The sequence below is a fragment of the Microbacterium horticulturae genome, from assembly GCF_029094505.1.
Classification (GTDB): Bacteria; Actinomycetota; Actinomycetes; order Actinomycetales; family Microbacteriaceae; genus Microbacterium; species Microbacterium horticulturae.
Window position 1 is genome coordinate 3,392,423 of sequence record NZ_CP119108.1, and the last position, 23,133, is coordinate 3,415,555.

The window sequence follows — 23,133 nt, forward strand, 5'->3', positions numbered from 1 at the left end:
GTTCTACGCTAACGCGCGGCCCGCGTGCCCTTCTGGAAGATCTTCGACAACGGATGCCGCAATCTGCAGTACCTTTTCGACAGCTTCCTCCTCGCCCACCGAGATGCGGATCCCGTCGCCGGCGAACGGGCGGACGATGCAGCCGCCGTCTTCGAACCGGGCCGCGGCATCCATCGTCTGCCCTCCGGTGGCCAGCCACACGAAGTTGCCCTGGGCGTCGGGAATATCCCACCCCTGCGTGCGCAGGGCCGCCGCGAGCCGGTCGCGTCGCGCGGCGATCGTGTGCACACGTTCGAGCAGCTCGTCTTCGGCCTGCAGACTGGTCAGCGCCGCCTCTTCGGATTGCGCGGTCACCGACAGCGGCACGGCCGTCGAGCGCGCGGCGTCGAGGATGCGCCGATGGCCGATTGCGTAGCCGACGCGCAGGCCCGCCAGACCGTATGCCTTCGAGAAGGTGCGGAGCACGACGACGTTGGGGTGGTCGGCGATGCCGAGCCTGCGCAGCCCGTCGACCGCATCGGGCTCGGTGACGAACTCGGCGTACGCCTCGTCGAGGATGACGAGCAGGTCGGGCGGGAGCTTGGCCAGGAACGCGTCGAACTCGGCCTGGGTCACGACCGGCCCGGTCGGGTTGTTCGGGGTGCAGACGATGACGGCACGGGTGCGATCGGTGACCGCCGCTGCCATCGCGTCGAGGTCGTGGCGGGCGCCCGGCCCCAGCGGCACCTCGATCGGGGTCGCGCCCGCGATGAGCACGAGACCGGGGTACGCCTCGAACGAGCGCCAGGCGTAGACGATCTCGTCACCGGGGCCGGCGGCCGCGAGCATGAGCTGCGAGAGGATCGACACGCTGCCGGCGCCGATGTGCACCTCGTCGGGCGTCACCCCGAACCGTACGGCCAGCGCCTGCCGCAGGCGGGCTGCCGTGGCATCCGGGTATCGGTTCACCCCGACCGTGCGCCGCAGCGCCTCGACGACCGCGGGCAGCGGCTCGTACGGATTCTCATTGCTGGAGAGTTTGAACGCCTCGGGGCCGGCCTGCTTGCCCTGCTTGTACGGGGGCAGCGCCGCGATCTCGGGACGGATGCGGACAGGAGCGTCTTCGGTCACCCTCCGAGTCTACGAGCGCGGCCTCGAACGCCGTGGTGCCGGGATGCTGCGAGCTCGGCGTTCGCAGGCGCGCCCCGCCGCGGCATCCACAGCGCGTTCCTATAGTGGGGCGTGCTTGTGCCTGCCGACGGGCACCATCGGAGGACCATGACCGCGCGCAGATATCTCGGCATCGCACTGGCAACGGCCGCCGCTCTCGCCACGGCGACACCGGCGCTCGCCGCCACTTCGTCACCCGACCCCGGTGCGCAGCCCGTGCCGCTTCTGGGCACGACGTCATATCGCGTGGTCGCACTCGATGCGAAGGAGATCCGGGTCGGGATGCTGGCGGTCGCGCGAATCGCGCACGGGACCGTGGTCTACTACGCGCTGGCCCCGAACAAGACCGGGGACGCCGAGGTGTTCGCGATGGATACGCCCTCGTTGAAGGATCCGTTCCCGGCGATGGCCGCGGCGAAGATCGACATCGTCGACGCAAAGGACGGCGTGCTCTACCAGCCGCTGATGGCGGGCGGCCATTGCCTGTGCAGCGACACCGCCGATCTGCAGCCGACCGATGCGAGCGGCACACCGACCGTCGGTTACGCGGTGTTCCCCGAGCTGCCGGCCGATATCACGCAGGCCACCGTCCGGTTCGGCCACCGTGCCTTCTTCACCGGGCTGCCGGTGACCGATACCGTGCCGGCCGGCACGACGGCCGCCGCTCCGGTGCCGCTCGGTGAATGGCCCGAGCTGCCGACCGAGGAGACTATTGCGGCGGGTGACGTGAAGCAGGCGACCCGTCCCCTGACGACGAACACCGCGGAGCCGACGGCCGCGACCTCGGTGAGCCCGACGCGCACGACGGTCGCACTGGCATCAGACGTGCTGTTCGCCACGGACCACTCAGACCTGAACGCCAAGGCGACAGACGCCCTCAGCGCGGTGGCCGACGAGATGAACGCGAAGGGCCAGGGCACCGTCACGATCGACGGCTACACCGACGACGTCGGGACCGACGCGCACAATCAGGCCCTGTCCGAAGCGCGAGCGGCCTCCGTACTGAAGGCGCTCAAGCCCCTGGTCACGAACCCCGACGTGACCTTCACGACTGCCGGCCACGGCGAGAACGACCCCGTTGCCGACAACGGCACCGCCGAGGGACGGCAGCAGAACCGCCGGGTGACGGTCTCGTTCGAGACGGGAGCGGAGCAGTGAGCCGCCGACGCGGCCTCGTCCCCGTCGCGTTGGCCGGGGCGATCATTCTCAGCGCCGCGCTGTCGGCGTGCACGGGAACGGCGACACCCGAGCCGCCATCGCCGACGCCGACTGCCACCGCGCAGACCGCCGACCAGGTCGCGAAGACGATCAACGGCGCGCTGTTCCCGACGGCGTCGATCGCACAGGCGACCGGACGCATCGAGGTCTCGGGCGGCGATGAGCTGCCCGTGACGATCGACGTCGTGGCCCTGCAGGCGCTGCCCGATTCGACGCTGCTCGAGGTGCGCCTCGCGTCGGCGTCGGGAGACGTCGCCGACCTCGGCTCCTTCCAGTTCGCGGTGGCTCCCTTCCTCGACACCCGCAACGTCGCGCTCGTCGACACGGCGACCGAGAAGCGCTATCTGCCGTACACGTATGCCAATGCGCGTGACACGGGCGGCCAGACGACGGGATGCCTCTGCGACGACGTCGCCGGGGGCACCGACGGCACGGGCATCCTGATCTCGATGATGATGCCGCCCCTGCCGGCCGACCTGGCGACGGCCGACGTCGTGTTCCCGGGGCTGCCGAAGATGACGGCGGTGCCGATCGACCGCGGGTAGCCCGGCGGTGCCCGCGACAACGTCGGGGCGTCATGTCAGACTGTGCGAATGCGATTCATCATCCGCGTGATCGTCAACGCGTTCGCGATCTGGGTCGTCACCCTGATCCCGGCGCTCACCGTCTCGGTTCTGCCCATCAAGGTGGGCTGGAACGAACCACTCCCACAGATCCTCACACTGCTGATCGTCGCCGCGATCTTCGCGATCGTGAACTCGATCATCGGCACCGTGATCAAGATCGTGGCGTTCCCGCTGTACATCCTCACGCTCGGGCTGATCTCGATCGTGATCAACGGCCTGCTGCTGTGGATCACCGCATGGCTCACGCACTGGTGGAACTGGGGCCTGCGCGTGGAGGACTTCTGGTGGGGCGTGCTCGCTGCCGTCGTGATCTCGCTCATCAACTGGTTCTTCGGGATCATCCTGCGCCCGCAGCGCAAGCGCTGAGATCCATTCACCGGAATAAACCAACGGGCTCGGGCGCTGTCTCGAGCATGACGGACGTGTGCGATGGGCGGATGCTGCGGGTCGCGGTGATCGGCGCCGGCCAGGCGGGCCTGTCGGCGGCGTATTACCTCGCCGCGCGCGGCCTCGAGCCGTGGCGCGAGTTCGTCGTCGTGGACGCGAATGAGGGGCCGGGTGGCGCGTGGCGCCATCGCTGGGATTCGCTGACTCTCGATCGCGCGCACGCCATCCACCCCCTCCCGGGTGCGCCGCTGGAGACGCGCGACCCGACCGAGCCGGCCAACCGGGTCGTGCCCCGCTACTTCGGCGACTACGAGCGGCGCTTCGCGCTGCCGGTGCTACGCCCGGTCTCCGTGACCTCGCTCACGCACGATGAGAGCGGGTTCACGGTGCACACCGGCCGCGGGCCGCTGGCCGCGGCATCCATCATCAGCGCGACCGGCACGTGGGACAGCCCATACCTGCCGCACTACCCGGGCATCGAGCGGTTCGCCGGCCGACAGCTGCACACGCACGACTACCGCTCGGCAGAGGAGTTCCGCGGACAGCGGGTGCTCATCGTCGGCGGCGGGACCTCAGCCGTGCAGGCCGTGCAGGAGCTGTACGCACACGGTGCTGAGCCGGTGTGGTCGACGCGGCGCGCACCGCAGTGGACGCGCCGCGCGTTCGACGCGGAATGGGGCCTGAGCGTCGAGAAGTCGGTGGCGGCACGCACCCGGCAGGGGCTGGCGCCGCTCTCGGTGTCAGCCGCGACCGGGCTGCCGCTGAATGAGCTGTACGCGCCCGATATCACCGCGGGCCTGCTCGTCAGCCGCGGACCGATCGTGCGCTTCACCGAGCGCGGGGTGGTGCTCGACGGCCCGGGCCCGGACGGTGCTGGCAAGCCGGACCAAGGCGAGGCGGATGCGCTCGTGGGTGCGACCGCGCCGCTGCCGGGCCGCGCGGTGGACGATGGCTGGGACACGCCGATCGACACAGTCCTGTGGGCCACGGGGTTCCGCGCGCACATCCCGCACCTGCGCGGACTGGGCACCCGCGAGCGCAGCGGCGGCGTCGTCATGGCCGACGACGGCGTGACCGTCGTGAAACTGCCGGGGTTGTTCCTGGCCGGCTATGGGGCGTCGGCATCGACGCTGGGCGCGACCCGCGCCGGGCGCAAAGCCGCGATGGCAGCTCTCCGCGTCACGCAGGAGCGTGCCGCGGCGGCCGCGTAGGGCCGAGCCCGCCGTCAGGGACGTCGTGAGCCGGGGCGGCCGCATCCCGACACCGGTGGCGCGACGCTCCTGGGGATAAGGACAGCATCTGCTCCGGGGCGCGGGCGCCCTCAGCCGTCGGCGACGACTGACATGCGCTGCGTGAAGGTCAGCCGCGCTTGCACGACACGCTCGGGATCCCAGCCGGGCCCGGGCATCGACGCCATCAGCAGCCGTGTGTACGGGTGCTCCGGCGCGTCGAGCACCCGTTGCGTCTGGCCGCGTTCGACGACCGTGCCGCGGAAGAGCACGAGCACCCGTTGGCAGAGCTCCTGCACCACGGCGAGGTCGTGGCTGACGAACAAGTACCCCACCCCTGAGTCTCGCTGGATCTCGCGCAGGAGATCGAGCACCTGTGCCTGCACGGAGACATCCAGAGCCGACACCGCTTCGTCGAGCACCACGAGCTTGGGACCGGCCGCGAGCGCACGTGCGATTGCCACACGCTGGCGCTGTCCGCCGGAGAGCTCGTGCGGCTTGGCATCGGCGTGGCGGTCGGACAATCGCACGCGGTCGAGCAGAGTCAACGCCTCGGCGTGTGCCGCCGAACGGCTCGCGGCTCGGCCGTGAAGTCTCAGCACGCGTTGCAGAGACTCGGCGACTGTGAGGCGACGGTCCAGCGAACCATTCGGGTCTTGGAAGACCATCTGCACCGCCCGCGCGCGGGCAAGCCGTTCGCGCCGTCCGTGGGCGCGCTCGAGTCGATTGACGCCGTCGATGCGCACCGCACCGGCGTCGGCGCGCTCAAGACCCACGAGGATGCGAGCGATGGTGCTCTTGCCCGACCCTGACTCTCCGACCAGGCCCAGGGCTTCTCCCGCCTCGATCGTGAAGTCCACCGCGTTCACCGCGGTCACATCGTCGGCGCCCCGCCCAAGCCGGAACACCCGATGCAGCTTCTCGACTTCGACGAGGCTCATGATGCGCTCCGTTCCAGCGTCGGCGCCGCCTCGATGAGGGCGCACGTATATGGATGCCGGGCCCCAGCGAACAGCTCGGAACCGTTCAGCGTCTCGACGATCTCGCCGGACCGCAGCACGTGGACTCGATCGCACACTGCGCCGGCGAGGTGCAGGTCGTGGGTGATGAAGAGCATCCCGAGCCCGCGCTCGCGGATCTGCCGTTGGAAGATCGCGATGATCTCCGCCTGCGTCGTCACGTCGAGGGCGCTCGTGGCCTCGTCGGCGAGGATGAGCCTCGGCTCGGTGCTCAATGCTCCGGCAATCACGACGCGCTGCAGCATGCCGCCCGACAACTCATGCGGGTACTGGCGCATTCGCCGGGCCGGATGGGTCAGGCCGACCTCGCCCAGCAGGTCCAGGATGCGGCGCTCGGCGTCCTTCCGCCGCATGCCGTGCACGCGGACCAGGCGTTCGGTGAGCGCGTCGCCGATTCGCCGGACAGGGTTGAGCGCACCACGCGGATCCTGCTGCACGAGCGAGACGACGTCGGAGCGCACGCGGCGCAGGGTCGCGGCATCCGCCCCCACCATCTCCGTGCCGTCGACGCGGATGCTGCCTTCGATCGCTGCTTCGTCGCCGTAGAGACGCAGCGCTGCGCGCACCGTCGTCGACTTGCCCGAACCGGACTCACCCACCAGTCCGACGAGCTCACCGGTGTCGACCTGTACGTCGATGCCATGCAGGATGGGCGCGGGTTCTGCATCCGAGACGAAGCTCAGACGCAGATCGTGGATGTCGAGGAGCATCGGTTCATCCCTTCGCCAGCAGTCGGTCGGCGACACGCACACCGACGATGTTCACCGCGATCACCACGAGCGCGATCGCGGCGCCCGGCACGAGCGTCGGCAGGAAGTGCCCCTGCACGATGCCGGCCTGCCCCTCCTGCACCATCAGGCCCCACTCCGAGCTCGGCGGCTGTGCGCCGAAGCCCAGGAAGCTCAGGGTGGCCAGGCTCATCAGGGCCTCGCCGAACAGCACCACGAGGTAGCCGACGAGCGCAGGAAGCAGGTTGGGGATGACGGCGCGCACACAAATGGCGAGCCCGCCGAACCCCTGCACGCGATACCCGTCCACATACGGCCGGGCCATCTCGCTCAGCGCAAGGCTGCGAGTGTACTTGGCGATGACCGGCGCGTAGGCCAGGGCGAGAGCGACCACCGCCGTCACCGGTCCTTTGCCGAAGACGGCGATGACCAGGACGACGAACAGCAGGCCCGGAAAGGCGAACATGACGTCTGTGATTCGTGCCAGCAGGGTATCGAGCCACCCGCCGTGCCAGGCGGCAACGATACCGATGGCCACGCCGAGGATAGTGGCCAGCAGCAGCAGCGCCACCGGCCCGACCAGCGTCTCGCCGGTGCCGATGAGCAGTCGTGAGAACAGGTCGCGCCCCAGCTGGTCGGTGCCCAGCAGGTGTCCCCCGCCGGGACCGGCCCAGATGGCAGTGAAGTCGATCTCATCGGCGTCGAACGGTGAGAACAGACGTCCAAACACGGCTGCGACGATCACGAACCCGAGAAAACACAGCGAAACGATGTAGCCGATCTTCGACCCCGTGCGGCGGCGTCTGGCCGCCAAACGTGGTGCCACGAGAACGGTCATGCTGTGACCGCCTTCCTGCCGATGCGCGGATCGAGCACGGGCAGCAACAGGTCGACGATCGTGGTCACGATCATGTACGCCACCACCATGAACAGCAGCACGGCCTGCACGACCGGGAAATCGTGCGTGTTGATAGCATCGACCAGCAGCGAACCCACGCCTGAGATGCCGAAGACGGTCTCCACGGCCACTGTGCCGGCGATCATGCTGGCGATCACGAGCGCGACCATCGTGATGATGGGGCCCCACGATCCACGCAACACGTGGTCGCGCACGATGAAGCGCTCCGCAAGGCCGGTGGCACGCGCCGCTTCGACATGCTCGGACGAGAACTGCTCGATCATCGATTGTCGTGTCACCCGGCTCACGATCGCGAGAGCCCCCACCGCCAGAGTCACCGCCGGAAGCGTCAGCGAATACAGTCTGCCGCCGAAGCCGCTGCCCGCACCCGATACGGGGAACCACCGCACCTGAACCGCGAACAGGGCCACCAGGGCGATGCCGACGACGAACGACGGAACGCTGGCTGCCAGCGTCGTGCCGCCCACGACGAGCGTGTCTGCGGCACGACCGCGGCGCACGGCCGCGAGGACGCCGAGACCGATACCGAACACAGCCAGGAGCACAGCGGCGTATCCGACGAGCGACAAGGTGATCGGCACACGCGTGGCGAGGATGTCGGCGACGGGCTGGTGGTAGTGGAACGACTGCCCGAAGTCACCGGTGAGAGCTCCGGTGGCCCAGTGCCAGTACTGCACGAGCATCGGCTCGTCCAGGTGGTACTGGGCCCGAACGCTCGCGATCCGCTCCGGCGTCATGTTCTCGGGATTGCCGATCAGGAATGTGACCGGGTCGCCGGGCGCGGCGAACATGGCCGCGAAGATGACGAAGGAGGCGACGACGAGAGTGAGGAGCATCCCGCCGAGCTTCCGGATCGCGTGAGACATGGTCAGCCCTTCGCGCTGCCCAGGTCGGCTGCCCACGGGTAGTAGATATAGGCGGCCGACGACGGGACACCGGTGACGTCATTCGACATGATCAGCGTGGACGGCGTGGCGACCACGGGGATCCAGACCGCCTCGTCGACCCACTCCTGCTGCAGTTCGATCGTGATCTTCGCACGCTCCGCATCGTCGGTGGCGGCGTAGCCCTTCGCGACCAGCGCGTCGTACTTGGGATCATTGAAGACGCCGAAGTTCACGCTCGCATCGGACTTGCCGTTCTTGTAGAAGCCCAACGGGTCGTTCTTGGAGATGTAGTACTCGTCGGGCCAGAGATCTGCCTGGCCGCGCAGCTCGGCGTCGGAGTAGAAGTCGCCGTACTGGGCCTGTGGCACCACCTTGATCTCAGCCTCCAGCCCGATCGACTTCGCCGCGGCTACGAGCGCGTTGGCGATCACATTGTGCGTCGATGACCCGTTCGAGGCCACCACGAGCGGCTCGCTCGGAGCGCCCGCCTCTTCGACCAGCTTCTTCGCCTTCGCGAGGTCGGCATCGTCGGGTTTCGCAGGAGCACCGGTGAGCTTGTCGTACGCCTGCTGGAAAGCATCGACCTCGTAGCCCCAGGCTCCCGAGCCGACAGGAGTCTTCCACGGCTGCGCGAGCCCGCCGAATGCAGCCTTCGCGATTCCCTCGCGATTCAGCGCGAGCGAGAGTGCCTGACGCAGGCGTGCGTCGGTCAGGGCGCCCCTGTCGGTCGTCTCCAGAACCCACGCGTTCGTCGACGGCCCCTGATAGACCGACACCGTGCTGCTGCCCTCGAGCGCCACGGCCGCGCCGGCGTTCTCGAGATACGCACCCTGAGCACTTCCGGTGGTGAGGTTGTTGACCGTGGCGGACTCCTCACCCCAGTGGAAGACGACCTTGTCGGCGCGCGCCGTGACCCCGGAGTTCCAATAGTCAGCGACCTTCTCGATGGTCAACTGTGCGCCCGGCTGCCACGAAGTGATCTGGTACGGACCGCTGCAGGCCGAGTCAGAGCCGGGACCGCCGAAGTCGGAGCCTTCGGCCTTGATGACCCGGGGATTCCAGACGATCCCGCCGTCTCCGGCCATCGCCTGAAGGAAGATCGCGTCGGGCTGCGTCGTGGTGACGGTGATCTGGTCATCGGCGGTCTGCTTCATCGAGACGACGTTCGCATACTCATCGGACTCGGCAGCGCCTTCCGCGGCGTGCCGCTTCATGCTCCACAGCACATCGGCGGTGGTGACCGGTGTGCCGTCATGGAAGACGGCATCCTGACGGATCGTGAAGACGACGTGTGTGTCATCCACCCACTTCGCATCCGACGCGATGCCCTGGCCGAGCGTGAGGTCCGGCTGCACCTGCATGAGCCGATCGCAAATGTTCGCGAGCACGGTGTCGTCGGCGGTGGTGGCGTCGATGTCGGCGTCCATAGTGGTGGGCTCGGCCCCCAGCATCCACGTCACCGATGCCACTGGGCCGGCAGCCTTCTGCGTCTGAGCGGCGAAGGGCGCATCCAGCGCGGCCGCGTCGTTCGACTCCTTATCGCCGGCGGCGCACCCCGTCAGCGCGAGGGCACCGACCGCGAGGGCGCCCGTGATGACGCGGGACAGGCGACGGTGTTGTGATCTCTCCATTGAAATACCTCCTGGTCGGCGTTGTTCGTCAGTGGTTCCGGTGGCCCTCGGGCCCGTCGTAAAGGTTCCAGGGCAGTGCGTCGTACTCGGTCTCGCAGGGAAAGCCCGCCGCGATGCGGTAGACGCCGCTGTCGAGGTCGACGCAGCTCGACAGCAGCGTCGACCATTGCCGGAGCGCGGGGGCTTCCGGATCGGGATGCGTGCAGACGCCCTCTGGGTATCCCAGGTGATCCGACATGGCTGCCTTCACCAGCGCGGCCGACTCATCGTCGTCGCGTGCGCCGGCTACTGCGGCGAGCCCCGCACGCACGCGCGGCAGCCGCAGCAGCGAGTCCGCCGACACCGGCCGGTAGCGGCCGGCGAGCTGGGGAGGAACCGAGGCCTGGAAATGATTCGTGTGGGCGATGACACCGTCGGGATCGGGGTAGATCCAGTCCACACCCTGTGGTGTCGTCTCGAGGTCGATGCCGAAGCCGCTCCTGTGCGCCAGTAGCGCGTTGCTTGCGATGTGCGGGCGGGTCTTCACAAGCGTGTTCAGGGCCGACGCCAGGTCGGGGCGGTCGAGTACGAGTCGTCGGATGAGCGTCTGGGGCAGCCCGATCTCGTTGCCGAAGCTGCCGCCCAACCCATTCGCATTCAACGCGATGCCGGCCGAGTTCGCGCCATGGCGGCCGACCTGTCCAGCTTCGACCTGCATGATGACCGTCGGCAGCGGGTCCTGAACGATCCGGACCACCAGCGTGGTGTCGGCGGTGAGGGTTCGCCAGTCCCAGTTCTGCCCGACGAGGGTGTGACCCGTACCGCTGGCGGCACCCGTCAGGAAGAACGAGGTGCAGCCGTCGACGGCGTCGCGCTCCTCTGCATCAGCACCGACGCTCTGCGGCTGCGTCGCGGGTCGATTGTCGTAGACGAACTCGCCGCGCACGTTGAGCGTGAGCACCTCGGCGAAGTCGACCCCCGCTCCCTCGGCGATGCCCCGCATCTCTTCGACGAGGTGCGGGGCGAGCTGCTCAGAGATGGGCAGCCACTGGACGACCGAGGCGAGGATCTCGGCCCAGTCCATCCCGGTCTGCTCAGTGAGAGCCGCCGTGTAGTAGTCGATCGCGGTCGCGATGAGGTCGCGCGCGCCTTCACCGTACTGGCGGCCACGCTCGCGCGGGCTGCCGCTCACTTCGAGCAGACGGATCCGACCCGTGTCGCCCATGAGACCTCCTCGTCGTCGTTTCACCACATCTGCTTGCGCTTCGCCTCTCGGCGGAGAAGGATGAATGAAACATTCGTTACAGGATCTTCCTGATTGGGACTAGACGATACACCAATGGAACCATTTGTAACAAGCGATACAGAGAACCCGGCTCTCGGGCGGCTTCGCGAACTCATCTCTGAGCGCTGGAGCGAGCTGTCGAAGTCCGAGCGTGCGGTATGCCGCGTACTGACGACGATGTCTGCGGAACGGCTGCTCTATGCAAGCGCGGCCGGGCTCGGGGAACAGAGCAACACGTCGAACGCCTCCGTTGTGCGCACGCTTCAGACGCTCGGCTACTCCGGACTTTCAGAGCTCAAGCAGGAGGTCGCAGCCCCCTTCAGCTCGACCGTGGCACCCGACATCCGGCTGCGGCAGCGTCTCGAGCATCTCGGTCAGGATCTCGCGCAGATCCAGCAGGAGATCTGGGCCGAGGCCGACGAGCTGATCGAGCTTGCGTCGCACGCGAACGACGACAGCGACTACCAGGTCGCGGTGAACCTGATCGTTCACGCCGACACGGTGTTCTGCTACGGTTTGGGCGCCTCGGGTGTCGCCGCCGAGCACCTCGCACTGCGGTTGAGGCGTATCGGCGTCTCGACGCGTCGACTCACCACCGACGGCTTCCGCCTGGCCGACGAAGCCATGAGTCTGGGCGTCCGTGATCTGCTGGTCGTCTTTGCTCCGGGGCGCGTCACGCGAGACATCGAGGCTCTCCTCGATCAGGCGCAGCTCGTCGGCGCGAAGACGCTGCTGGTGACCGACGAACTGCACGAGCTGCTCGCCTCGCGCGTCAGCGCTGTGCTCACCGCCCCGCATACGCCGACCGGGCTGACGGCTGAGGGCATCGCCGGCATTCTCGTGAGCGACGTCATCGTGCAGGCCGTGTCCGCCGTCGGCCCGGATACCGCGCTGCGCTCGTCGCAGGTGCTCAACGACCTGCGCGCACGGCTGGGCTACTGACGGCCTTCCTGCACGTGCGGCGGCCGGTTCTGCCGTGGATGCAGCCGAACCCCCGGCAGCGCGGGAGCGGGCAGCCGCGCCAGCCCGTCGGGATCGTGGCCGACATAGCCGATCACCTCACCGAAGCGCTCGCCCTCTTCCTGCCACTCCTTGCGGTAGCGAGCGATCTCGTCGGAGTCACGGCCGACGAAGTTCCACCACATGATGATGTCCTCACCGAACGGCGCACCGCCTATGAGCACCGCCCGCGCCGGCGACGCCCCATCGTTGCGCAACCGCAGCCGCTCGGAGCCGATGCCGGTGTAGCCGATCGTGGCGCGAGGCACCGGCACGCCCTCGAGGCTCAGGCCTCCGGCATCCACCAGCAGCCCGTGCTCGAACAGCGGGTCGACCGGCAGCTCCAGCGCGGCGCCCGGGTCGAGACGCAGCTCGGCGGCGACAAGCGGCGAGTGCACGTCGACCGGTGACACGGACCCCAGCAGCGACCCCAAGAAGACGAGCGCCGAGCCACCCTCGAACGCCACCGGTTCGGGCTCGTAGTGCTGAAAGCGGCGCGGCAGGTGCTCGCGCACCGCGTCGGGCAGCGCGAGCCACAGCTGCACGCCGTGCAGCACCGTCGTCTCGGCGGTCGACACTTCGGAGTGGCAGATGCCGCGCCCGGCGGTCATGAGGTTCAGCTGCCCCGGCAGCACACGGCCGACGTTGCCGCCCGAGTCGATGTGGTCGATCGCGCCCTCGAACAGCCAGCTGACGGTCTGCAGCCCGGTGTGCGGGTGGGGCGCGACATCCATCCCACCGGTGACCGAGACGTCGTCGGGACCGTAGTGGTCCGCGAAGCACCAGGCGCCGATCATCGAGCGCTGCCGCTGCGGCAGCGTGCGCCGCACGGTCATGGCGCGCGGGCCGCCCAGCGGCACATCGCGCGCCTCGATGATCTCGACCGGCACGCCGTCGGCGCACTCCGCGCGCGGGCCGGGCAGTCCGCCGTCGGTGCAGACGACCTCTTGCGGGTCGGCCTCGGTGTTGCTCATTCCCTCATCCTGGTTCGGGATGCCGCACTCCGCCACCCCGCGCGGCGCGTGCTCACCGCGCGCGGTCGACCTGCGACCCTGCGCGCAGCACCTGCGGAATCTCGGCGACCGCGTCGACCTGGGCGATGAGGGCCTCGATGTCGGCACGCGAGGCGGGCGCGTCGACCTCGATCCGGTACTCGATGCCCGTCGAGACCCACTCCTCCGTGTCGAAACCGCCATCGGCGGTGATCCGCACCCCGTCGATCGTCAGTCCGAGTCCGGCGGCCTCGCGATACACGTCATTGAGCACGCATCCGGCGACGGCCAGATGCAGCAGATGCGCGCCCGTGAAGTCGGTGCGCACGCTGACACCCTCCGCGCTCCAGCGATGCGGGAACACAACGGTATCCGGCTGGTCGTCGCGGAACGATCCGGCCGCGGCGACGGCCTCGAACCCGGCCATATCGTCATTGTCCCGCGACACACCCCGGCGTGCCAGGGGGTCTCCAGCGGCAACGATCGGCGGTCCTTCAACGAACGGACAGGTCTTCCCCCACGCTCAGCCGCTCACGCAATGCTGCCCGCGCTCGGTGGTATCGGCTGCGTACGGTGCCCTCCTTCATTCGCAGGATGCGGCTCGTCTCGAGCAGAGTGAAGCCCTCCCAGTGGACGAGTCCGATGATGTCGCGATCGAGCGGCGCGATCTCAGCCAGGGCCGCGTACAGTTCGTCGAACTCGGTGCCCGGCGCGTACGCCGCGCGGGGGTGCGTCATGAGTTCGTCCCGCAAGCGGTCGGCGACCGCGCGCCGTCGCGCGATTCCCCGATAGTGGTGGCGCAGTACGTTGTGGGCGATGCCGAACATCCAGGCGCGGGCTTCGTCGTCGGGCACCGGCAGCGCCGAGGCGCGCTTCCACACCGCGAGCAGGGTCTCGGCGACAAGGTCCGCCACATCGTCGATCCGCGTGATGCGGCGGACGAAGTATGCCGTGAGGGCAGGAGCGTGAGCGCGGACAGCCGCCTCGACGCGTGCGCGTTCGGCGTCGCGGGTCATCGGTCACACCGGAAGCCCCAGGCATCGACGGCCCGTTCCCCCGCCGGTGCGTCGAACCAGCCGATGCCGGGGAAGACCCCGGTCGCGAACCGGCGCACTACGGGTCCGAGTCCGTTGCCGACGCGGGTCTCGCCGTCGGCGTCGTCGGCGCTGCCGGGCGCGGCCGTCGTCGTGTCGTACAGACGCTGACCCAGGCCGTCCCAGTCGTGCGCGTGGATGGCGGCATCCAGCGTTGCGCCGTCACCGTCGTGCGGATTGCGCAGCTCGATCCAGGCGCGGCACGAGTCGGTGTGGCCGTCGTCAGTCGTCCACGCGACCGGGATCGGCACCTCGTTGCGGACGTTGTCGAGCGGCATCGAGACGCCGCCCCAGTGTGCCATCGTGATCGCCACGCCCGAGCCTGCCGTCAACGCCACAGCACCGAGGCCGATGCCCAGCACCAGCCAACGGCGGCCAACGCGGCGGCGCGGGGCGACAGCGGTCGCCAGTCGCTGTGCTTCGCGTGCGATCGGCTCGGGCAGCTCAGCCGCCGATGCGTCGAGCAACTCGTCCAGTGCGTCCATGTTGTTCCTCCCGGTCATCCTCACACCGGTCATGCCCGGATGTCGGTCGAACGTTGCATCGACATGCCGGGGCGGCACCGAGTGGACGCAGATCCGTGCTGCTCGCTCTCTCGACGCGGAAACACGACCACTCCTTCGTACCGGACGCGGCAGAGTGGCCGCGATCCCTCGCCGGCATGGCCGGTGGCGTGGGATCACGACCATTCTGCGGGGCGCGGGGCGCCCCATGACCCTCAGGCGGCGACGGGAACGGCCGCCGTGGCGGGCTCCTCGACCGCCACGGGGCGGCCGACGAACTTCTTCAGCGCGACCAGGAGCAGCGCGGTGACGATGGTGCCGGCGAGCAGTGCCACGATGAAGCCCCAGATCGGGTCGATCGCGAAGAACACGAAGATGCCGCCGTGCGGGGCGCGGGATGCCACATCGAACGCCATGCAGAGGGCTCCTGTGACCGCTCCCCCGACAAGGTTGGCGGGGATCACGCGCAGCGGGTCGGCGGCGGCGAACGGGATCGCGCCCTCGGAGATGAACGACAGTCCGAGCAGCCAGGCGGCCGCACCGTTCTCACGCTCGACCGTGGTGAATCCGCGCCGGTAGAGCACGGTCGAGGCCAGGGCCATGCCCAGCGGCGGCACCATGCCGGCGCACATGACGGCGGCCATGATGTGGAACGCCGCCGGCGTCTGCGCGGCGAGCCCCGCGACGGCGAACGCGTACGCGGTCTTGTTGACCGGGCCGCCCAGATCGAAGCACATCATGAGGCCGAGGATGATTCCCAGCCCGATCGCGCCGGCGCCGGTCAGCCCGTTGAGGAACGAGGTCATCTGCGTCATGAGCCACGCGATCGGCGCGCCCAGGATCAGCAGCATCAGACCCGAGGCTATGGCCGAGGCCAGCAGCGGGATGATCACGACCGGCATCAGCCCGCGCAGCCAGCGCGGCACCACCGGCTTGCCGATGAGGTACGCCGCGTAGCCGGCGATGAGGCCGCCCACCAGGCCCCCGATGAACCCTGCGTTCATGAACACCGCCACCGAACCGGCGACGAAGCCAGGCGCGATGCCGGGTCGGTCGGCGATCGCGAACGCGATGTATCCGGCCAGCGCGGGCACCAGGAAGCTCATGCTGATGTTTCCGATCTCGAACGCTATCGCGCCGAGATAGTAGATCAGGCCGTCGGGCGGCAGGTTCCAGAGGGCGTAGTTCTGCAGCGTGTAGACCGCGTTGTTGACGCCCGAGTCGCCGTGGGCCAGCGCGATGCCGTACCCCGCAAGCAGGAAGCCGATCGCCATGAGCAGGCCGCCGCCGGCGACGAACGGGATCATGTAGCTGACACCGGTCAGCAGAATGCGCTTGATGCGGGCTCCGCCCGATTCCTTCGGCGCGTCGGCGGTCGGCGCGGCCGCGGCGCCGGTGACGCGTTCAGTGTGGGGGTCGGATGCCGCGGCCACCGCCTCGTGGATGAGCTCTTCGGGCCGCTCGATGCCGGCTTTGACCGACGCGCGCACGACGGGCTTGCCGGCGAACCGCTGCGGCTCGCGCACGTCGACGTCGACTGCGAAGATCACCGCGTCGGCGGCGTCGATGACATCGGCCGGGACCGCCTTGTATCCGCTCGAGCCCTGCGGCTCGACGACGAGGTCCACTCCGGTCTTCTTTCCCGCGGCGGTGAGAGCGTCGGCGGCCATGAACGTGTGGGCGATGCCCGTCGCGCAGGCCGTCACGGCCACGATACGGGGGCCGGATTCCGCGGCGGGCGCGGCAGAGGCGGGCGCCGCGGCGGCGGCTGCGGCATCCCCCTCCTCCTCTGCTTCGCCGATCGCGACGCGCACGATGTGCACGACCTCATCAGCGGTCGCAGCGGCCCGCAGGCCGGAGGTGAACTCGTCTTGCATGAGGCTGCGCGCGAGCTTGGAGAGCACCGCGAGGTGCGCCTCGGCGGCGTCGGCGGGCGCCGCGATGAGGAAGACGAGGTCGGCGGGGCCGTCGTCAGCGCCGAAGTCGACGCCGGGCGCCAGGCGTGCGAACACAAGCGACGGCTCGGTGACCGCGGGGCTCTTCGCGTGCGGGATCGCGATGCCACCGGGAAGGCCCGTCTCGTCCTGCTGCTCACGCTTCCACGCGTCGGCGAAGAGCGCCTCGGCGTCGGTTGCACGGCCCTGGTCGACCACGCGCTGCGCGAGCGACCGGATGACGGCGGCCTTGTCGGCGCCGAGCGGCGCGTCGAGACTGACGAGCTCGGGGGTGATGGTGTCTGACATGATGACCTCCGTCGGTCAGGGGTGAGGTTCTAGAGGTGCGCGACCGGGATGTCGGCGGTGGGAAGGTCGCCCGGGCGGGGCGCCATGGTTCCGGGAAGGGATGCTGCGGCCGCCCCGTGCCGAATGGCCGACACCAGGCAGGCCGCAGGGTCCGCGCCCCGCGACTCTGCAAGGAGGAAACCGGCCAGCGAGCTGTCGCCCGCGCCCACGGTGCTGCGCACCCGGGTCGGCGGGGGCACGGCGGCGTACGCGCCGTCGGCCGTGACCAGCACGGCGCCCCGTCCGCCGAGGGTGACCAGGGCCGATGCGACCTTGTTCGGCACGAGCGCCCGCCCGATGCGGGCGGCGGCCTCGGTGAGGTCTCCGTCCAGCACCTGGCCGGTCAGCTCGGCGAGTTCGTCGTCGTTGGGCTTTATGAGGTCGGGATGCGCGTGCTCGACGACGGCGGCGAGGGCCGGGCCCGAGGCATCCACCGCCATCCGCGGCGCCGCCGCCCCCCAGCGCGTGCGGACCGCGTCGATCACGTGCGCGTAGAAGTCGTCGGGCACGCCGGGCGGCAGCGATCCGGCCAGCACGACCCAGCGCGCGCCCTCGGCGGCGGCGACCACCGCTTCTTCGAGGCCTGCGAGCTCGTCGACGGTCGGTGTCGCGCCCGGCAGGTTGAGCTTCGTGGTGACGCCGGCCGGATCGGTGATGGTGACGTTCGCGCGGCAGTGTCCGTCGACGGGAACGGTGCAGGCGGGCACGGCTCCGGCGCGCAGCACGACGGCGAACGGATCGTCGGCGGCCAGCGGCAGCACGGCGAGCGCATCGGCTCCGGCGGCATCGAGCACGCGCGCGACGTTGATGCCCTTGCCGCCGGCATCTTCGCGAGTGGATGCCGCAGCCTGCACGGCGCCCGGCTGCAGTGGCCCGCCGAGCACGATCGTGCGGTCGAGTGACGGGTTCACGGTGACGGTGACGATCATGCGACCCACACCTCCACGTCGGCGGACTCGAGAGCCACGGCGAGGTCGCCAGTGGGCGCGGTGTCGGTGACGAGCACGTCGATGTCATCGAGGGCGGCGAACCGCACGAGCGATTCGGCCTCGAACTTGCCGGCGTCGGCGACGACGATCACACGGCGCGCCGCGTGCACGATGGCCTCTTTGACCGCAGCCTCTTCGGGGTCGGGAGTGCTCAGCCCGAACGACGACGAGACGCCGTTGGCGCCGACGAAGACGATGTCGGGGCGCAGCGCCTCGATGGCACGGACGGTGCTGGCCCCCACCGCGGCGGCGGTGTCGCGTCGCACGCGTCCGCCGACGACGGTCAGCGTGACCTCGTTGACGGCGGCGAGCGCGGGCGCCAGGGTCAGCGAGTGAGTGACGACGGCGGCCGTGGCGTGCACGGTCAACAGGCGCGCCGCCAGCTGTTCGGCGATGGCGGCGGTCGTGCTGCCCGCGTCGAGGAAGAGCGAGCCGCGGAAGCCCTCGTCGATCGCCTCGAGCGCCCGCGCCGCGATCGCCGACTTCTCGCGCGCGTGACGGCGGATACGCTCGGTGATCGTCGTCTCGACCGTGCTGCCGCGCTCGATGGGAACGGCCCCGCCGTGCACCCGGCGCAGTCTGCCGGCACGCTCGAGGACGTCGAGGTCGCGACGCACGGTCTCGGTGGTGACGTCGAATCGCGCCGCCAGGTCGTGGACCCCCACGCGTCCCTCGGCGGTCAGCACCTGACCGATCAGTTCGTGACGCTCCGTCGCGTACATCTGCGCCTCCTTGCTTTTCCCACACAATACAACACATTCCAACAGAAGCAAAGGGAATTCTGGAGACGATCAAATGACTTTCTCAGCCGATCTCCCTACCTTTGCGGGATGAAGAGGCGCACCGCGATCGCGCTGATCACCGCCGGGGCCGTGGTGGTCGTGGGTGCCGTCGTCGCGCTCGCCGGTCCTGTCTTCTACCGCGACGTCATCGTGGGTGCGCCCGATCCGACCCCGACCGTCGCCACCGGCGCCACGGCCGGGGCGACCGTCGAGCCGGCCGAGGTGCAGGGCGCCTGGACCGTGTCCGACGGCTCATACGCCGGTTACCGCGTGGACGAGGTGCTCAACGGCACCGACGTCACCGTCGACGGCCGCACCGAGAAGGTCACCGGCACCGTGACGATCGACGACGCCGCGGTCACGGCCGCGTCATTCACGGTCGACGTCGACTCCATCGCCACCGACCAGGGCAGTCGTGACTCGTATTTTCGCAATACGGCGTTGCAGACGTTCCGCTACCCGACGGCGACGTTCACGCTGACCAAGCCGGTGGCCGCGGCATCCTCCCCGCAAGTGGGGGTCAAGCAGACCGTCACCGCCACCGGCGAGCTGACGCTGCATGGCCAGACGCGGACCGTGTCGGTGCCGATGGACCTTCTGTTCGACGGAGAGACGGCGCAGGTGGCCGGAAGCATTCCGATCACGTTCGCCGACTACGGCGTGCAGGCGCCGAACCTCGGGTTCGTGAAGGTCGAAGACCACGGCTTCGTCGAGTTCTCCCTGGTGCTGACCGAGAAGTGACGGGATGCCGCGGCCCGCACGCACGCTCAGTTCACCCCAGCGCGGACGTCGCTGAGCGCAGCTCGGCGAACGCGGCGCGGGTGTGCGTGATGAGTTCGCCGGGATCATCTGCTCGGGAGACGTCGGACCAGCGCCGATAGCCGATGCCGAAGGCGAGCACACCGAGTTCTGCCGACACCTGAGCGGACAGTTCGGAGACCCCCCGCCGACGCAGCGCATCGGCGATCGCCGCGGCCATGCCGACGCTCTTCATGGCGTTGCGGGCGCGGAGCTCTTCGTTGGCTTCGATGGCCGCGTGCAGTCGCGGGCCAAGCTCGCGGTTGAAATCGGTCATCGCGCCGCAGGCGCGGTCAAGGCCTGCCGCGACGGCGTCCAGCGGCGTGGCGTCCGCCGGCGCGGCGGCGACGCCCTCGGCCAGCAGACGGCTGAGCAGCTCCTGCCCCGCCGTGAGGATCTCGCGCTTGTCACTGAAGTGACGGAAGAAGGTACTGCGGGTCAGGCCCGCGCGCTCGGCGATCTGGGCGACGGTCGTCTCGTCGTACCCCTGCTCGGTGAACAGTTCGAGGGCCGCGACGGTGAGCCGTCCACGCGCATCGGGCTTCCATCTCGCCATGCCTTCATCCTACGTGATGCGACACATGTCCCATCACGGTGCTAGCCTGATGAGACATTAGTCGCATCACTTTCGGAGGGAACCATCCCCATGCGTGTTTTCGTCACCGGAGCAACCGGTCTCATCGGCTCGACCGTCACCGCCGAGCTGCTCACTGCCGGCCACACCGTCACCGCCCTCGCCCGCTCGACCGTCTCGGCTCAGAAGGCTGAAGCGGCCGGCGCCGATGTCGTGCGGGGTGGGCTCGTCGACCTCGAGGTGCTGCGCGAGCAGGCGGAGCGCGCCGACGGCGTCATCCACCTCGCCTTCGGCAACGACTTCAGCTCTCCCGAGGCACTCCAGCAGAACGTCGTCGACGAGTCGGCCGCTCTCGAAGCGCTCGGTGCCGCCCTCATCGGCACGGGAAAGCCGCTGGTCACCGTGTCGGGCACCCCTGTGGCATCCGGCCGCCCATCGACGGAGGACGACCCGCTGCCCACGGACGGCCCGGTCGGCGGGCGCTCCATTTCGGTCGAGCGCACCCTGGCGCTCGTGAATCGCGGGGTGCGCACCTCGGCCGTCCGGCTGCCGCGCACGGTGCACAACCAGGGCGACGGCGGTTTCGCCGGGATTCTCACCCAGCTCGCCCGGCAAACCGGTGCGGCCGCCTACCCGGGCGACGGCTCACAGCGCTGGCCGGCCGTGCATGCGCTCGACGCCGCGGTGCTCTTCCGTCTGGCGCTCGAGAAGGCGCCCGGCGGTACCGCGCTGCACGCCGTCGCAGACGAGGGCGACGCCGTGCGCGACATCGTCGGCGTGATCGGGCGGCGGCTCGGGCTGCCCGTCGAATCGCGTCCGGCCGAGGCATTCGGCACGCTCGGGCCCATCTTCATCGTCGATCAGCCGTCCTCGAGCGCCCGCACGCGCGCACTGCTCGGCTGGGAGCCGACCCATCCCGGGCTGCGGGAAGACCTGGAGAAGATCCAGCGCTGAGCCCGCGATCACGCCCGGCGCAGGATCTTCTCCATCGCCTTGCCGCGCGCGAGCTCGTCGACGAGCTTGTCGAGGTAGCGGATCTTCTGCATGAGCGGGTCGTCGATGTCTTCGACGCGCACCCCGCAGACCACACCGGTGATGAGCCCCGCGTTCGCGTTCAGCTGTGCGTCGGCGAAGAACTGCGCGAACGTCGCGCCGTCATCGAGGCGGTCCTGCAGCGCAGGGCCGTCGAAGCCGGTGAGCCAGGCGAAGACCTCGTCGAGCTCGGCCTTGCTCCGCCCCTTGCGCTCGACCTTCGCAAGATAGAGGGGGTAGACCGAGGCGACCGTGGTGTCGAAGATCCGGTGCACGCGCCCAGACTAACGCGCCGATTGACAGCATCCACTCCGCTCCACGACGCTGAGAGGGGATGCCGGAGCCGAAGGAGACTCATGAACATCACGGGTGCCGTCCTCGAAGAGATCGGGCGTGACCGTCCGTTCGCGCAGTCGCGGCCGATCACGGTCGGCGCGCTCGACCTCGATGCGCCGCAGCCGGGCGAACTGCTCGTGCGCATCGAGGCGGCGGGCGTGTGCCACTCCGATCTGTCGGTGGTCGACGGCAACCGACCGCGTCCGGTGCCGATGCTGCTGGGACACGAGGCGGCCGGCACGATCGAGAAGACCGGCGGCGACACCCCGGGCTTCGCGGTCGGCGACCGGGTCGTGATGTCGTTCCTCCCGCGATGCGGGCAGTGCGCGGCGTGCGCCACCGACGGGCGCCTGCCGTGCGAGGCCGGCACGCGCGCCAACAACGCCGGCGTGCTGATGGCCGGCGGCTCGCGCCTGCATCGTGACGGCGAGCTCGTGCACCATCATCTGGGCGTCTCCGGCTTCGCGACGCACACCGTGGTCGATCACCGCTCGGCGGTCGTGGTGGGGCGGGATGTCGCGCCCGACGTGGCCGCCGTGCTCGGCTGTGCGGTGCTCACCGGCGGCGGCGCGGTGATCAATGCCGGTGACGTGCAACCGGGGCAGGACGTCATCGTCGTCGGACTCGGCGGCGTCGGCATGGCCGCACTCATCACGGCGGTATCGCTCGGCAACGGCCGGGTGATCGGCGTCGACGCGCTGCAGGCCAAGCTCGACCGCGCCCGCGAGTTGGGGGCCGATGACGCCCTCACTCCCGGCGATGCCGTGGCGCGCGGCATCCGCGCCCCGCTCGTCATCGAGGCTGCGGGGCATCCGCGCGCGTTCGAGACCGCGTTCGCACTGACCGCTCCCGGCGGACGCACGGTCACCGTCGGCCTGCCGGCACCCACAGCGACGAGCACCATCACTCCGCTGACGATCACGGCCGAGGCCCGGTCGATCGTCGGCTCGTACCTGGGCTCGGCGGTGCCCTCGCGCGACATCCCGCGCTACGCGCAGCTGTGGCGTGAGGGGAAGCTGCCCGTGGAGGCGCTCATCTCCGACCGCATCGCGCTCGACGATATCAACGCCGCGATGGACCGGCTCGCCGCCGGCGAGGCGGTGCGGCAGATCATGACGTTCTGAGAAGTGGATGCCGCGGCCCGCGGTGTCCACGTCCGCGCCGCGCGGCGGCACTGTGCCCCGCCACGCCACGCGGCCGCGCTACTCTCAGTCGCCGCTGTCTTCCGTGGCCCCGACGAGCATCCCGATCCCGATCCCCAGCATCCAGGAGTCCTTGCTGATGGCAGTGCCGGCCTGACTCGGCCAGATGCTGTTGGGTTTGCGCAGCTCGGGCGTGCGCAGGTACATGCCCACCAGCCCCGACGAGAATCCGGTCAGGACGGCACCGGCCAGCCACGTCGGGATGAACGGCACCAGCAGCAGAGACCCGACGCTGATCTCCGCAATCGCGAGCATGCGCACGAATTTCGGCGCGGGGATGTTCCGGAGCATCGGAAACGCCCCCGCGGCCGCCCCGTGCAGACCCTCTGCTTGTTCGGTTCCAGCCTTCAGTTTCGTGATGCCGGAGTGCAGGATGTACGCACCCGTGACCAGTCTCGTCGGAACGTCGCGCAGTCGCATGTGTCCTCCTTGATCGAGCGCCCCGTCGAGGGCTGCTGTTGGCACGATACGCCAGGCCGCGCGAGTGCCGAAC

At 69.5% G+C, this 23,133-nt stretch carries 25 protein-coding genes; 8 read left to right on the top strand and 17 right to left on the bottom strand.

The genetic code is table 11. The features are described from left to right. Nucleotides 1-3 precede the first annotated feature (3 nt). Nucleotides 4-1,110, bottom strand: a complete 1,107-nt coding sequence (locus tag PU630_RS16100) for a histidinol-phosphate transaminase (RefSeq protein WP_275278069.1) — start codon at nucleotides 1,108-1,110, stop codon at nucleotides 4-6. 147 nt (nucleotides 1,111-1,257) lie between these two features. On the opposite strand from PU630_RS16100, the gene PU630_RS16105 reads away from it, so the two are divergent. From PU630_RS16105 to PU630_RS16120, 4 genes are read left to right on the top strand one after another with little or no spacing between them, the layout of a single operon-like run. Next, nucleotides 1,258-2,307, top strand: coding sequence for an OmpA family protein (locus PU630_RS16105; protein ID WP_275278070.1), 1,050 nt, complete (start codon nucleotides 1,258-1,260; stop codon nucleotides 2,305-2,307). Beyond that, nucleotides 2,304-2,912, top strand: a complete 609-nt coding sequence (locus PU630_RS16110; RefSeq protein WP_275278071.1) for a hypothetical protein — start codon at nucleotides 2,304-2,306, stop codon at nucleotides 2,910-2,912. Before PU630_RS16105 ends, PU630_RS16110 begins: the two co-directional genes overlap by 4 nt. Nucleotides 2,913-2,960: 48 nt before the next feature. After that, complete coding sequence (locus tag PU630_RS16115) at nucleotides 2,961-3,359, top strand: phage holin family protein (RefSeq protein WP_275278072.1); 399 nt, start codon at nucleotides 2,961-2,963, stop codon at nucleotides 3,357-3,359. Between the two features lie 47 nt (nucleotides 3,360-3,406). Next, on the top strand, nucleotides 3,407-4,591 hold the full coding sequence (locus tag PU630_RS16120; RefSeq protein WP_275278073.1) for an FAD-dependent oxidoreductase: 1,185 nt from the start codon (nucleotides 3,407-3,409) through the stop codon (nucleotides 4,589-4,591). A gap of 110 nt (nucleotides 4,592-4,701) precedes the next feature. Here PU630_RS16120 and PU630_RS16125 read toward each other — a convergent pair whose 3' ends face one another. From PU630_RS16125 to PU630_RS16150, 6 genes are read right to left on the bottom strand one after another with little or no spacing between them, the layout of a single operon-like run. After that, nucleotides 4,702-5,550: an ABC transporter ATP-binding protein gene (locus tag PU630_RS16125; protein ID WP_275278074.1), complete on the bottom strand. Its 849-nt coding sequence runs from the start codon at nucleotides 5,548-5,550 to the stop codon at nucleotides 4,702-4,704. Beyond that, entirely contained in the window at nucleotides 5,547-6,338 is a 792-nt protein-coding gene (locus PU630_RS16130) for an ABC transporter ATP-binding protein (protein ID WP_275278075.1), read from the bottom strand. The genes PU630_RS16125 and PU630_RS16130 overlap by 4 nt, the downstream gene beginning before the upstream one ends. 4 nt (nucleotides 6,339-6,342) lie before the next feature. Continuing rightward, nucleotides 6,343-7,194, bottom strand: a complete 852-nt coding sequence (locus tag PU630_RS16135; protein WP_275278076.1) for an ABC transporter permease — start codon at nucleotides 7,192-7,194, stop codon at nucleotides 6,343-6,345. Beyond that, a complete protein-coding gene (locus PU630_RS16140; protein WP_275278077.1) occupies nucleotides 7,191-8,141 on the bottom strand; it encodes an ABC transporter permease in 951 nt (316 codons plus the stop codon). Before PU630_RS16140 ends, PU630_RS16135 begins: the two co-directional genes overlap by 4 nt. A 2-nt stretch (nucleotides 8,142-8,143) precedes the next feature. Beyond that, nucleotides 8,144-9,793 (bottom strand): ABC transporter substrate-binding protein, encoded by a 1,650-nt coding sequence (locus PU630_RS16145; RefSeq protein ID WP_275278078.1) that lies wholly within the window; start codon nucleotides 9,791-9,793, stop codon nucleotides 8,144-8,146. A 28-nt stretch (nucleotides 9,794-9,821) separates the two neighbouring features. Beyond that, entirely contained in the window at nucleotides 9,822-10,997 is a 1,176-nt protein-coding gene (locus PU630_RS16150) for a C45 family autoproteolytic acyltransferase/hydrolase (protein ID WP_275278079.1), read from the bottom strand. Nucleotides 10,998-11,111: 114 nt separating this feature from the next. Here PU630_RS16150 and PU630_RS16155 point away from each other — a divergent pair, with 114 nt between their 5' ends. Beyond that, nucleotides 11,112-11,999, top strand: coding sequence for a MurR/RpiR family transcriptional regulator (locus PU630_RS16155; protein WP_275278080.1), 888 nt, complete (start codon nucleotides 11,112-11,114; stop codon nucleotides 11,997-11,999). Here the strand turns inward: PU630_RS16155 and PU630_RS16160 are convergent. From PU630_RS16160 to PU630_RS16190, 7 genes are all read right to left on the bottom strand, one after another. Beyond that, entirely contained in the window at nucleotides 11,993-13,030 is a 1,038-nt protein-coding gene (locus PU630_RS16160; RefSeq protein ID WP_275278081.1) for a pirin family protein, read from the bottom strand. The genes PU630_RS16155 and PU630_RS16160 overlap by 7 nt on opposite strands. 52 nt (nucleotides 13,031-13,082) lie before the next feature. Next, nucleotides 13,083-13,475 carry an OsmC family protein gene (locus PU630_RS16165; protein ID WP_275278082.1) on the bottom strand — a complete coding sequence of 131 codons (393 nt, stop codon included), beginning with the start codon at nucleotides 13,473-13,475 and terminating at the stop codon, nucleotides 13,083-13,085. Nucleotides 13,476-13,542: 67 nt separating this feature from the next. Beyond that, nucleotides 13,543-14,064: an RNA polymerase sigma factor gene (locus tag PU630_RS16170; RefSeq protein WP_275278083.1), complete on the bottom strand. Its 522-nt coding sequence runs from the start codon at nucleotides 14,062-14,064 to the stop codon at nucleotides 13,543-13,545. Then, a complete protein-coding gene (locus PU630_RS16175) occupies nucleotides 14,061-14,627 on the bottom strand; it encodes a hypothetical protein (protein ID WP_275278084.1) in 567 nt (188 codons plus the stop codon). The genes PU630_RS16170 and PU630_RS16175 overlap by 4 nt, the downstream gene beginning before the upstream one ends. A 233-nt stretch (nucleotides 14,628-14,860) precedes the next feature. Further along, on the bottom strand, nucleotides 14,861-16,888 hold the full coding sequence (locus PU630_RS16180; RefSeq protein ID WP_275278085.1) for a PTS fructose transporter subunit IIABC: 2,028 nt from the start codon (nucleotides 16,886-16,888) through the stop codon (nucleotides 14,861-14,863). A gap of 29 nt (nucleotides 16,889-16,917) precedes the next feature. Further along, complete coding sequence (locus tag PU630_RS16185; RefSeq protein ID WP_275278086.1) at nucleotides 16,918-17,856, bottom strand: 1-phosphofructokinase family hexose kinase; 939 nt, start codon at nucleotides 17,854-17,856, stop codon at nucleotides 16,918-16,920. Further along, on the bottom strand, nucleotides 17,853-18,638 hold the full coding sequence (locus tag PU630_RS16190) for a DeoR/GlpR family DNA-binding transcription regulator (protein WP_275278087.1): 786 nt from the start codon (nucleotides 18,636-18,638) through the stop codon (nucleotides 17,853-17,855). The genes PU630_RS16185 and PU630_RS16190 overlap by 4 nt, the downstream gene beginning before the upstream one ends. 108 nt (nucleotides 18,639-18,746) lie before the next feature. Here PU630_RS16190 and PU630_RS16195 point away from each other — a divergent pair, with 108 nt between their 5' ends. Next, nucleotides 18,747-19,439, top strand: a complete 693-nt coding sequence (locus PU630_RS16195) for a YceI family protein (RefSeq protein WP_275278088.1) — start codon at nucleotides 18,747-18,749, stop codon at nucleotides 19,437-19,439. A 31-nt stretch (nucleotides 19,440-19,470) separates the two neighbouring features. Here the strand turns inward: PU630_RS16195 and PU630_RS16200 are convergent, their stop codons facing one another. Then, nucleotides 19,471-20,052, bottom strand: a complete 582-nt coding sequence (locus PU630_RS16200; protein WP_275278089.1) for a TetR/AcrR family transcriptional regulator — start codon at nucleotides 20,050-20,052, stop codon at nucleotides 19,471-19,473. Between the two features lie 90 nt (nucleotides 20,053-20,142). Between PU630_RS16200 and PU630_RS16205 the strand changes: the two genes are divergently transcribed. Next, entirely contained in the window at nucleotides 20,143-21,024 is an 882-nt protein-coding gene (locus PU630_RS16205; RefSeq protein WP_275278090.1) for an SDR family oxidoreductase, read from the top strand. Between the two features lie 8 nt (nucleotides 21,025-21,032). On the opposite strand, the gene PU630_RS16210 is transcribed toward PU630_RS16205, so the two are convergent. Further along, entirely contained in the window at nucleotides 21,033-21,377 is a 345-nt protein-coding gene (locus PU630_RS16210) for a DUF2200 domain-containing protein (protein ID WP_275278091.1), read from the bottom strand. An 81-nt stretch (nucleotides 21,378-21,458) separates the two neighbouring features. Here PU630_RS16210 and PU630_RS16215 point away from each other — a divergent pair, with 81 nt between their 5' ends. Continuing rightward, a complete protein-coding gene (locus PU630_RS16215) occupies nucleotides 21,459-22,562 on the top strand; it encodes an alcohol dehydrogenase catalytic domain-containing protein (protein WP_275278092.1) in 1,104 nt (367 codons plus the stop codon). 84 nt (nucleotides 22,563-22,646) lie between these two features. Here the strand turns inward: PU630_RS16215 and PU630_RS16220 are convergent, their stop codons facing one another. Further along, a complete protein-coding gene (locus PU630_RS16220; RefSeq protein WP_275278093.1) occupies nucleotides 22,647-23,060 on the bottom strand; it encodes a hypothetical protein in 414 nt (137 codons plus the stop codon). Nucleotides 23,061-23,133: the final 73 nt, after the last annotated feature.

What these genes read in the sequence shown, in the direction of transcription:
- PU630_RS16140 (WP_275278077.1), bottom strand. Translation starts at nt 8,141, where the DNA reads ATGTCTCACGCGATCCGGAAGCTCGGCGGGATGCTCCTCACTCTCGTC.
- PU630_RS16120 (WP_275278073.1), top strand. Translation starts at nt 3,407, where the DNA reads ATGACGGACGTGTGCGATGGGCGGATGCTGCGGGTCGCGGTGATCGGC.
- PU630_RS16135 (WP_275278076.1), bottom strand. Translation starts at nt 7,194, where the DNA reads ATGACCGTTCTCGTGGCACCACGTTTGGCGGCCAGACGCCGCCGCACG.
- PU630_RS16150 (WP_275278079.1), bottom strand. Translation starts at nt 10,997, where the DNA reads ATGGGCGACACGGGTCGGATCCGTCTGCTCGAAGTGAGCGGCAGCCCG.
- PU630_RS16190 (WP_275278087.1), bottom strand. Translation starts at nt 18,638, where the DNA reads ATGTACGCGACGGAGCGTCACGAACTGATCGGTCAGGTGCTGACCGCC.
- PU630_RS16155 (WP_275278080.1), top strand. Translation starts at nt 11,112, where the DNA reads ATGGAACCATTTGTAACAAGCGATACAGAGAACCCGGCTCTCGGGCGG.
- PU630_RS16180 (WP_275278085.1), bottom strand. Translation starts at nt 16,888, where the DNA reads ATGTCAGACACCATCACCCCCGAGCTCGTCAGTCTCGACGCGCCGCTC.
- PU630_RS16115 (WP_275278072.1), top strand. Translation starts at nt 2,961, where the DNA reads ATGCGATTCATCATCCGCGTGATCGTCAACGCGTTCGCGATCTGGGTC.
- PU630_RS16130 (WP_275278075.1), bottom strand. Translation starts at nt 6,338, where the DNA reads ATGCTCCTCGACATCCACGATCTGCGTCTGAGCTTCGTCTCGGATGCA.
- PU630_RS16165 (WP_275278082.1), bottom strand. Translation starts at nt 13,475, where the DNA reads ATGGCCGGGTTCGAGGCCGTCGCCGCGGCCGGATCGTTCCGCGACGAC.
- PU630_RS16215 (WP_275278092.1), top strand. Translation starts at nt 21,459, where the DNA reads ATGAACATCACGGGTGCCGTCCTCGAAGAGATCGGGCGTGACCGTCCG.
- PU630_RS16170 (WP_275278083.1), bottom strand. Translation starts at nt 14,064, where the DNA reads ATGACCCGCGACGCCGAACGCGCACGCGTCGAGGCGGCTGTCCGCGCT.
- PU630_RS16220 (WP_275278093.1), bottom strand. Translation starts at nt 23,060, where the DNA reads ATGCGACTGCGCGACGTTCCGACGAGACTGGTCACGGGTGCGTACATC.
- PU630_RS16105 (WP_275278070.1), top strand. Translation starts at nt 1,258, where the DNA reads ATGACCGCGCGCAGATATCTCGGCATCGCACTGGCAACGGCCGCCGCT.
- PU630_RS16145 (WP_275278078.1), bottom strand. Translation starts at nt 9,793, where the DNA reads ATGGAGAGATCACAACACCGTCGCCTGTCCCGCGTCATCACGGGCGCC.
- PU630_RS16195 (WP_275278088.1), top strand. Translation starts at nt 18,747, where the DNA reads ATGAAGAGGCGCACCGCGATCGCGCTGATCACCGCCGGGGCCGTGGTG.
- PU630_RS16185 (WP_275278086.1), bottom strand. Translation starts at nt 17,856, where the DNA reads ATGATCGTCACCGTCACCGTGAACCCGTCACTCGACCGCACGATCGTG.
- PU630_RS16200 (WP_275278089.1), bottom strand. Translation starts at nt 20,052, where the DNA reads ATGGCGAGATGGAAGCCCGATGCGCGTGGACGGCTCACCGTCGCGGCC.
- PU630_RS16160 (WP_275278081.1), bottom strand. Translation starts at nt 13,030, where the DNA reads ATGAGCAACACCGAGGCCGACCCGCAAGAGGTCGTCTGCACCGACGGC.
- PU630_RS16125 (WP_275278074.1), bottom strand. Translation starts at nt 5,550, where the DNA reads ATGAGCCTCGTCGAAGTCGAGAAGCTGCATCGGGTGTTCCGGCTTGGG.
- PU630_RS16175 (WP_275278084.1), bottom strand. Translation starts at nt 14,627, where the DNA reads ATGGACGCACTGGACGAGTTGCTCGACGCATCGGCGGCTGAGCTGCCC.
- PU630_RS16205 (WP_275278090.1), top strand. Translation starts at nt 20,143, where the DNA reads ATGCGTGTTTTCGTCACCGGAGCAACCGGTCTCATCGGCTCGACCGTC.